We start from the raw sequence: 7,969 nt of genomic DNA, 5'->3' as shown, positions 1-7,969 counted from the left end.
GTCAGCACCGTCACCTCGGCGCCCTCGTTCGCCTCCGCGATCCGCAGCGCCTGCTCCACGCCGTACTCGTCCAGCTCCGACAGGAGGCCGTCCACGCCGTCCCGGTCGGTGGTGTGGTCGTCCGCGAAACGACGGTCACCCGTCGCGTCCGGCACGTACTTCACACAGACGACGATCCTCAAGCTCATGAGCGGTTCTCCTGTCACGGGTGCACGGATGCACTGATCCATGGCCTCAGGTCATGCCGAGGGTACTGAGTGCCAAGTGCGGCCCGGCCGCGACCTGCGCGCCGCAAGCGCCACCTGGACCGGTGTACCGTGTCGGCTCTCTTCGACTGGCGTCAGAGGCTCCACCGAGAGAATACGGCACTCAGTACCCCTCGTAAAGGAACTCAGTACCCTTCCCGGTGCCCGGGGGCCCGCGGGCCGTCGTCCGGCGCCGAGCCGCCCAGGGCGACGGCGGCCTCCCCGGTGAGGACCCGGAAGGTGAGGGACTCCTGCAGGTAGAGCCGGATCGTCTCGGCGTCGTGGGAGAGGTACCCGACGGAGACGTCCTGGCCGAGGAAGAGCTCGAAGTCGCCGCCGCGGGTGGAGAGCAGGAAGGCGCCCTCGATGGCGGGGGCCCAGATGATGTCGCCGTCCAGCAGGCGGGCCAGGTGGTTGTGGACGGGGTAGCCGTGGTCGCTGGTCTCGTTGACGGCGGTGAAGGCCTCGGCGCCGAGCAGCAGGGAGTAGGGGCCGCCGACGCCGGCCAGGCGCAGGGCGGTGAGGGCGCGGCTGACGGCCTCGGGGTACTCGCGGACGTCCGCGGGGAGCGGGACCGGCGGGTTGGTGGAGGCGGCCCGGATGCCGTCGATGGCGGCGGCGCGGTAGCCCTCGAAGACGGCGCGGTCCTCCGCGAGGGCGAGGGTACGGGCGGCGTCCTTGACGGGCTGCCAGTCGGAGTCGCGGGAGCCGCGCTCGACGTCGTCCACGGCCTCCCGGCGGACGCTGAAGGGGACGCGCAGCTCGACCACCGGCTGGGCGGCGCGGGCGTGCGCCTGGACGCCGTCCACCGGCGCCTCGATGCCGGTCAGGTGGCCGGTGCCGACGGCCGCGAGGTCGGTGCCCCCGGGGCCGTTCAGGTCGGCGACCCGGCGCCCGGCGATGTGCAGCTTGAAGGTCTGACGGGCCTCCTCCTCGATCTCCTCCCAGGCGGAGGCGGAGACGGGGGCGAGGTCCCGGTGGAGGTTGTTCATGCGCGGGGTCCTGTTCGCTGGGGTCCTGGTCGCTGGTGTCCTGGTCGCTGGTGTCCTGTTCAGGGGGTCCGCTTGAGGCTGCCGATGCCCAGCGAGCCGTCGGCGGCGGGCGCGGCGGGGCGCGGGGCGGCGGCCGGAGCCTCGGCCGGGGTGGCGCCCGGGGGCGGGGGCGGGGAGGCGAGGAGGTCTGCGGTCGGGACGAAGAACAGTGAGCCGGTGACGGCGGTGGAGAAGTCGAGCAGCCGGTCGGTGGTGCCGGGCGGCTTGCCGACGAACATGTTGGTCAGCATCTCCTCCGTCACCCCGGGGTCGCGTGCGTAGCCGATGAAGTAGGTGCCGAACTCGCCGCCGTGCGCGAAGGAGCCGAAGGCCATGTTGAAGCGGACGATCTTCCGCTCCTCGCCGTCCGGGCCGGTGATCACGGTGAGCGCCACGTGCGAGTCGGCGGGCTTGACGTCGTCGGCCAGCTCGATGTCGGTGAGCTTGGTGCGGCCGACCGCGCCCTCCTGCTCCTCGACGCTCAGCGCGTTCCACTTGTCCAGCTGGTGCAGGTACTTCTGGACGATGACGTAGCTGCCACCGGCGAAGTCCGGGTCCTCCGCGCCGACCAGCGCGGCGCTCACCGCGGCCCGGCCCTCCGGGTTCTCGGTGCCGTCGACGAAGCCGAGCAGGTCCCGGTCGTCGAAGTACCGGAAGCCCTGGACGGAGTCGACCACGGTGGCCGCCCCGGCGAGCCGGTCGGTGAGCTGCCCGGCCAGTTCGAAGCAGAGGTCCATCCGCTCGGCCCGCAGGTGCAGCAGCAGGTCGCCGGGGGTGGCCGGGGCCCGGTGGCGCGGCCCGGCGACCTCCCGGAAGGGGTGCAGGGCGGCGGGCCGGGGGCCGTCGAAGAGGCGGTCCCAGAGCGAGGAACCGATGCCGGTGACACAGGTGAGGCCGCCCTCGGGCGCCCGGAAGCCGACCGAGCGGCGCAGGCCGGCGAGGTCGGGCAGCAGGGCGCGGACGGCGTCCTCGCCGCCGGGTTCGACGGTGAGGACCAGGAAGACGGCCGCGCCGGTCAGCGGGGAGAGCACGGCCTGCGGTTCGGGCGGGAAGTCGGACTGCGGTGCGGACTGCGGTGGGGACGGCATGGTGTCGGGCCTCCTCGGGACGCCGGGGCCAGTACACCGCACGGTGGACGATTCGGCGCGGCCGACGCGCGCCGGAACCGCCCTGCCGGGCAGGCCGAACGGCCCGGCCGGGCGAGGCCCCGGCAGGGCCGTTCGCATGAGCGGACGGCCCTGCCGGGGGAACGTCAGCCGCGACGCCGCACCGCACCGGTGGCCGCGACCAGGGCGCCCAGCATGGAGCGGGACGGCCTGGTCGAGCGGACCGTCCACCCGGTGGTGCCACCCCGGGTGGACTACGCGCTGACGCCGCTCGGGCGGACCCTGCACGCCACCATCCAGTCGCTGGTCACCTGGACCGGGGCGCACCAGCGGGAGATCGCCACCGCCCGGGCGGCGTACGACGCGCGCGAGGGCGCCTCCTGAGAGCCGGCGACGCGGGGCGCGGCGGGTTCGGCGCGAAGAGGGGAACGGCGAGGGGCGGGTGCGCCTGGTCGCGCACCCGCCCCTTCCACCCCTACGGGCTCACGGGCTCACGCCCGCAGCGCCGCCAGCTGCTGCTCGAACGGCACCACCTGCTCCGGCACCGTCGGCGCCGCCGGCCCGCGGCCGGACAGCAGGGCCGCCAGCTCGCCCGCCGCCCGGTCGATCCGGCGCGGCAGCCCGTCGGTGTGCCCGTCCCCCGCGGCGCCCCAGTCGTCGGTGGCCGCGTAGACGGCGGTCGGCAGCACCACCGCGCGCAGGTAGCTGAACAGCGGCCGGACGGCGTGCTCCAGGGCGAGCGAGTGCCGGGGCGTGCCGCCGGTCGCGGCGATCAGCACCGGCTTGCCGGTGAGCGCGTCGTTGTCGATCACGTCGAAGAAGGACTTGAACAGGCCGCTGTAGGAGGCCGTGAAGATCGGCGTCACCGCGATCAGGCCGTCCGCCTCCGTCACCGCCTCGATCGCCCCGCGCAGCGCGGCGCCGGGGAAGCCGGTCACGAAGTTGTTCGCGATCTCCACGGCGAGGTCCCGCAGTTCGACCACGGTGACCTCCGCCTCCCGGCCTTCGGCGGCGAGTTGCCGGACGGTCGAGTCGGTGAGCCGGTCCGCCAGCAGGCGCGTCGAGGACGGCTTGCTCAGCCCGGCGCTCACCACCACCAGCTTGTACGTGCTCACTTGGACACCTCGGCCTTCTCCTCGTCCCGGGCGGCCTGCTCGTCGCGGGCCGCGACCAGCGCGGCGTGGGTCGGCCCCTCCGGCACCCCGGCCGGGCGGCCCTTGGCGAACTCCTCGCGCAGCACCGGCACGACCTCCTCGCCGAGCAGGTCCAGCTGCTCCAGCACGGTCTTCAGCGGCAGGCCGGCGTGGTCCATCAGGAACAGCTGGCGCTGGTAGTCGCCGAAGGTCTCGCGGAAGGTCAGCGTCTTCTCGATGACCTCCTGCGGGCTGCCGACGGTCAGCGGGGTCTGCTCGGTGAACTCCTCCAGCGAGGGCCCGTGCCCGTACACCGGCGCGTTGTCGAAGTACGGACGGAACTCGCGCACCGCGTCCTGGGAGTTCTTCCGCATGAACACCTGCCCGCCGAGGCCGACGATCGCCTGCTCGGGCGTGCCGTGGCCGTAGTGGGCGTAGCGCTCGCGGTAGAGGTTGATCAGCTTCTGGAAGTGCTCCTTGGGCCAGAAGATGTTGTTCGCGAAGAAGCCGTCCCCGTAGTAGGCGGCCTGTTCGGCGATCTCGGGGCTGCGGATCGAGCCGTGCCACACGAACGGCGGGACGCCGTCCAGGGGGCGCGGGGTGGAGGTGAAGCCCTGCAGCGGGGTGCGGAAGCGGCCGCTCCAGTCGACGACCTCCTCGCGCCACAGCTCGTGCAGCAGCGCGTAGTTCTCGATCGCGAGCGGGATGCCCTGGCGGATGTCCTTGCCGAACCACGGGTAGACCGGGCCGGTGTTGCCGCGGCCCATCATGACGTCCACCCGGCCCTCGGCCAGGTGCTGCAGCATCGCGAAGTCCTCGGCGATCTTCACCGGGTCGTTGGTGGTGATCAGGGTCGTGGACGTGGAGAGGATGATGCGGTCGGTCTGCGCGGCGATGTAGCCGAGCATCGTCGTCGGGGAGGACGGCACGAACGGCGGGTTGTGGTGCTCGCCGGTCGCGAACACGTCGAGCCCGACCTCCTCGGCCTTGCGCGCGATCGCCACCATGGCCTTGATCCGCTCGTGCTCGCTCGGAGTGCGGCCGGTGGTCGGGTCGGCGGTCACGTCACCGACGGTGAAGATTCCGAACTGCATGCTGCTCACCAACTCCTGAGGGGGCCAGGTCGTTCGACGGACCAGGTCGTTCAAGTTTCAACCACCTTAGCACGCAGGTGCGGATCGTTATTCCCGCCCACAATGGAAGGCGGGGCACCGACGGCAGGGGCTCCGGAAGGGCGGCGGACGATGGCGCCGTACATCGCGGTGAGCGCGCTGAGCCACGAGGGCCTGGTGCGGGAGCACAACGAGGACAGCCTCACGGTCGGGCCGTGGACCCTGTGCGCCACGGTGACCGCCAACCCGCAGACCCTGCTCTTCCCGCTCGGCCCGCCCTGCGTGGTCGCGGTGGCCGACGGCCTGGGCGGCCACCCCGGCGGCGAGGTGGCCAGCGCCGTCGTCGCCCGCAGGCTCGCCGCCGACGGGGACGCCCTGGACGGCGAGGAGGCCGTCCGGGAGGAGCTGGAGGAGTGCAACCGGGCGGTCTACGCGGCCGCCGCCGGGGATCCGGAGCTCGCCGCGATGGGCACCACCGTCGCCGGACTGGTGCTGCTGCCCGAGCGGGCGCTGGTCTTCAACATCGGCGACAGCCGGGTCTACCGGATCACCGGGGACGGGCTGAGCCGGGTGAGCGTGGACGACAGCCCGCCGCTGCCGCCCGGGCAGCGCACCACCTCGGTGGTCACCCAGACCCTGGGCGGCTCGCTCGGGCTCACCTTCGTCGAACCGCACGTCCGCGTCGCGCCGCTGACGACCGGCGACCGGTACCTGGTGTGCAGCGACGGCCTGACCGACCCGGTGCCCGAGGAGGAGCTGGCCGAGCTGCTCGCCCGGGGCTACGAGGGCGCCGAACGCTCCGACGGCAAGGCCGCGTTCGAGCTGTGGAAGGCCGCGATCGAGGCGGGCGGGCCGGACAACATCACCCTGGCGCTGGTGCGGGTCGGCGGCTGATCCCCGACGGGGAGGCGCGGACCCGCCCCGGCGGGGCGCCGAAGCGCCTCCGCCGGGGCGGTCACCTGTCCGTTCTCGCCGTACTCGGCTCAGATCTCGCTCGTGACGGTCACCCCGCCGAAGCCCTGCTGGGCGTAGAGGCTGAAGTACACGTACCCGGCCGGCGGGTTGGTCACGGTCAGCGTCTCGGAGTTGTCCGGGCCCGCCGACCGCGTCGCGTAGGAGCCGGTGTACGCCCAGCCCGCCGGGTTGTAGTAGAGGTCGCCGTTGCCGGTGCCCCCGCTGGTGGTGATCTTCACCTGCTTGGTGCCGGCCGGCACCAGGAGGTAGAAGTGCGCGTAGTTGCCCGTGGTGGCCGCGACGTTGCTGCGGGCGCAGTTCGCGTCCAGCGCCCGGGGGTCGGCGGCGGCGCACTCCGGCAGCTGCGGGACGGTCGGGTTCGTCGCGCAGGCGCCGTTCGCACAGGCGGTCAGCCAGCTGTCGAAGCCGGCGTCGTAACGGGTGCCGATGGTGGTCTTCAGCAGGGTGCGGGCACCGGCCCAGTCCCCCACCCGGTACTTGGCGAGGAGCGCGTCCACGTCCGGGCGGTGCTGCTCCAGCATGTAGCGCACGGCCAGGTAGCCCCAGCGGTAGACCCGGTCCTGGTCGCCGTAGACGGTGTCGAAGAGGTCGCTCAGCTTGTAGGCGTGCCGGGCGGCCGCCGCGATCGCGGCGTCGTCGGCCACCTTGCGGTACGAGTAGGAGACGTACTCCGCGAAGCCCTCCACCCACCAGACGGTCGGGGTGGTCATGCCGGCGTTGAAGTCGCCGTACATGTCGAACCGGCCGTCGAGGTAGTGGGTGTACTCGTGGTTGAGGTTCCAGATCTGGAAGGCCGGGCGGACCCACTCGGCCTCGTAGCAGAGGAAGCGCGGCTGGTTGCCGGCCTTCGCCGGGTCCCCCTCCAGGTACATGCCGCCGTTGTTGGTGTCGATGCCGTAGATGGCGGCGGCCAGCACCTGGTAGTCCAGCGAGGAGTGGAAGACCACGACCTCGATGGTGGTGTTCCCGTCGTCCTTGACCGGGCCGTTGTCCTTGACCACCGAGTGGACGTAGGCGTCCTGGCCGGTCAGGCTGGTACAGGCGGTGCCCAACTGGGTGGCGTCCAACGCCTGGGCGATCAGCTTGATGCTCGGACTGCAGGTGTCATTGACCTTCAGCACACCGGCCTTGAGCTGGTCGGCGGCGTTGCAGGTGCCGTAGTACGAGCAGTTGGCGGCGTCGTAGAAGCCGACCGCCTCGGCCGCCGCGGCCCACTGGAAGACGGTGCGGCCGTTCGGCGCGGCCTGCGCGGCGAGCGCCTTGACGAGCGGACGGACCTTGGCCTGCAGCGCCGGGTCCTTCAGGAAGCGGCCGAGCTCCTTGGTGGCGTTGTAGACCAGCACGCCGTAGTCGCCGCCGAGCAGGTCGTTGTTGCGGCTCGCGAAGGAGGACAGGGTGTCCAGCACGCTCGGGTCCGCTTCCACGGCCGCGTCGAAGCCGGCCACCTGGTGGCCGCGGAACAGCACGGTGAACACCGGGTTGACCGACCAGGCCAGGCCGGCCGGGTTCCAGGTGGCGCTGGTGTAGTCGGTCAGCAGCCGCTTGACCACCGGAAGGTAGCGGACGTTCTCCTGCGCGCTGTCGATCAGGGTGACGGACTCGCCCAGGATCGGCGCGTTGCCGGCGGCGACGTCACGCGAGTGGGCGCTGCCGAAGAACGCGTCCAGCCCGGCGCGGATCGCCGTCTGCAGGGCGGTTCCGTACGGGCCGACGTCGTCCTTGTGGTACCACTGCGCGAAGTAGCCGGCCCGCAGGTAGAGCACCAACTGCTCGACCGAGGTGGAGTTGTCGCCCGGGTAACCGCCGGCCGCGTCCCGCAGCGCGTACGCCACGGTGGTCATCTGCTCCTCGCGGAACGCGCCGCGCGCGTCGGCGCCGGTGAGCGGGAAGAGGCTGTTGATGCACTGGATGTCGGCGGCCTTGATGTGCTGGACCAGGTCGCCGCCGGTCCGGCCGGTGAAGTCGCCGGTGTTGCAGGCCTGTTGGGCAGCCGCGCCGAGGCGGAGGGACGTGGTGGTCGGCGCGGTCGTGGCCTTCACCTCGGCCGGGCGGGTGTCCAGCGACAGCGGGGCGCGCTGGTCGGCGGAGGCGAACTGCCGCTCGCCGTCGCCGCGTTCGGGGCTGCCGGTGGCGGGCTGGGGGGCCGGTCCGGCGGGGGCGGGGCTGGGCGCGCCGCCGGGAGCGGCGGCGGGAGCGGCCTGGCTCTGCGGCGCGAACAGGCCGACCGCCAGGAACAGGGACAGGAGGAGCGTCAACAATCGTGCCAACTGCGGGAGTCGCAGCAGCCGGGCGGGACTCACGTGGGGGCCTCCGGGCCGTCGTCGGCCGCGATCGGGGCGCGGCCGGTGGGGGATCGAGGACCGTGGG

The 7,969-nt window shown here is 72.6% G+C and carries 6 protein-coding genes and 2 pseudogenes; 2 read left to right on the top strand and 6 right to left on the bottom strand.

Annotated features, from left to right (window positions below; genetic code table 11):
- From ACIRD3_RS25585 to ACIRD3_RS25575, 3 genes and pseudogenes are all read right to left on the bottom strand, one after another.
- Nucleotides 1–188 (bottom strand): annotated as a pseudogene (locus ACIRD3_RS25585) (electron transfer flavoprotein subunit beta); the annotation flags it as partial.
- Nucleotides 189–391: 203 nt separating this feature from the next.
- Entirely contained in the window at nt 392–1,237 is an 846-nt protein-coding gene (locus ACIRD3_RS25580) for a family 1 encapsulin nanocompartment shell protein (protein WP_402220847.1), read from the bottom strand.
- Between the two features lie 59 nt (nt 1,238–1,296).
- Nucleotides 1,297–2,364 (bottom strand): Dyp-type peroxidase, encoded by a 1,068-nt coding sequence (locus ACIRD3_RS25575; RefSeq protein WP_402220846.1) that lies wholly within the window; start codon nt 2,362–2,364, stop codon nt 1,297–1,299.
- A 213-nt stretch (nt 2,365–2,577) separates the two neighbouring features.
- On the opposite strand from ACIRD3_RS25575, the pseudogene ACIRD3_RS25570 reads away from it, so the two are divergent.
- Nucleotides 2,578–2,766: pseudogene (locus ACIRD3_RS25570) on the top strand (winged helix-turn-helix transcriptional regulator); the annotation flags it as partial.
- Between the two features lie 107 nt (nt 2,767–2,873).
- Here ACIRD3_RS25570 and ACIRD3_RS25565 read toward each other — a convergent pair.
- The gene (locus ACIRD3_RS25565) at nt 2,874–3,497 is read right to left on the bottom strand and encodes an FMN reductase (RefSeq protein WP_402220844.1); all 624 of its coding nucleotides are present in this window, start codon (nt 3,495–3,497) and stop codon (nt 2,874–2,876) included.
- Entirely contained in the window at nt 3,494–4,609 is a 1,116-nt protein-coding gene (locus ACIRD3_RS25560) for an LLM class flavin-dependent oxidoreductase (RefSeq protein WP_402220842.1), read from the bottom strand. Before ACIRD3_RS25560 ends, ACIRD3_RS25565 begins: the two co-directional genes overlap by 4 nt.
- Before the next feature lie 150 nt (nt 4,610–4,759).
- On the opposite strand from ACIRD3_RS25560, the gene ACIRD3_RS25555 reads away from it, so the two are divergent.
- A complete protein-coding gene (locus tag ACIRD3_RS25555) occupies nt 4,760–5,521 on the top strand; it encodes a PP2C family protein-serine/threonine phosphatase (RefSeq protein WP_402220839.1) in 762 nt (253 codons plus the stop codon).
- A gap of 89 nt (nt 5,522–5,610) precedes the next feature.
- Here the strand turns inward: ACIRD3_RS25555 and ACIRD3_RS25550 are convergent, their stop codons facing one another.
- Entirely contained in the window at nt 5,611–7,902 is a 2,292-nt protein-coding gene (locus tag ACIRD3_RS25550) for a M9 family metallopeptidase (RefSeq protein WP_402220836.1), read from the bottom strand.
- Nucleotides 7,903–7,969: the final 67 nt, after the last annotated feature.

The sequence above is a fragment of the Kitasatospora sp. NPDC093550 genome (assembly GCF_044764985.1).
GTDB lineage: Bacteria > Actinomycetota > Actinomycetes > Streptomycetales > Streptomycetaceae > Kitasatospora.
This window is presented reverse-complemented; position numbering and strand designations above follow the sequence as displayed.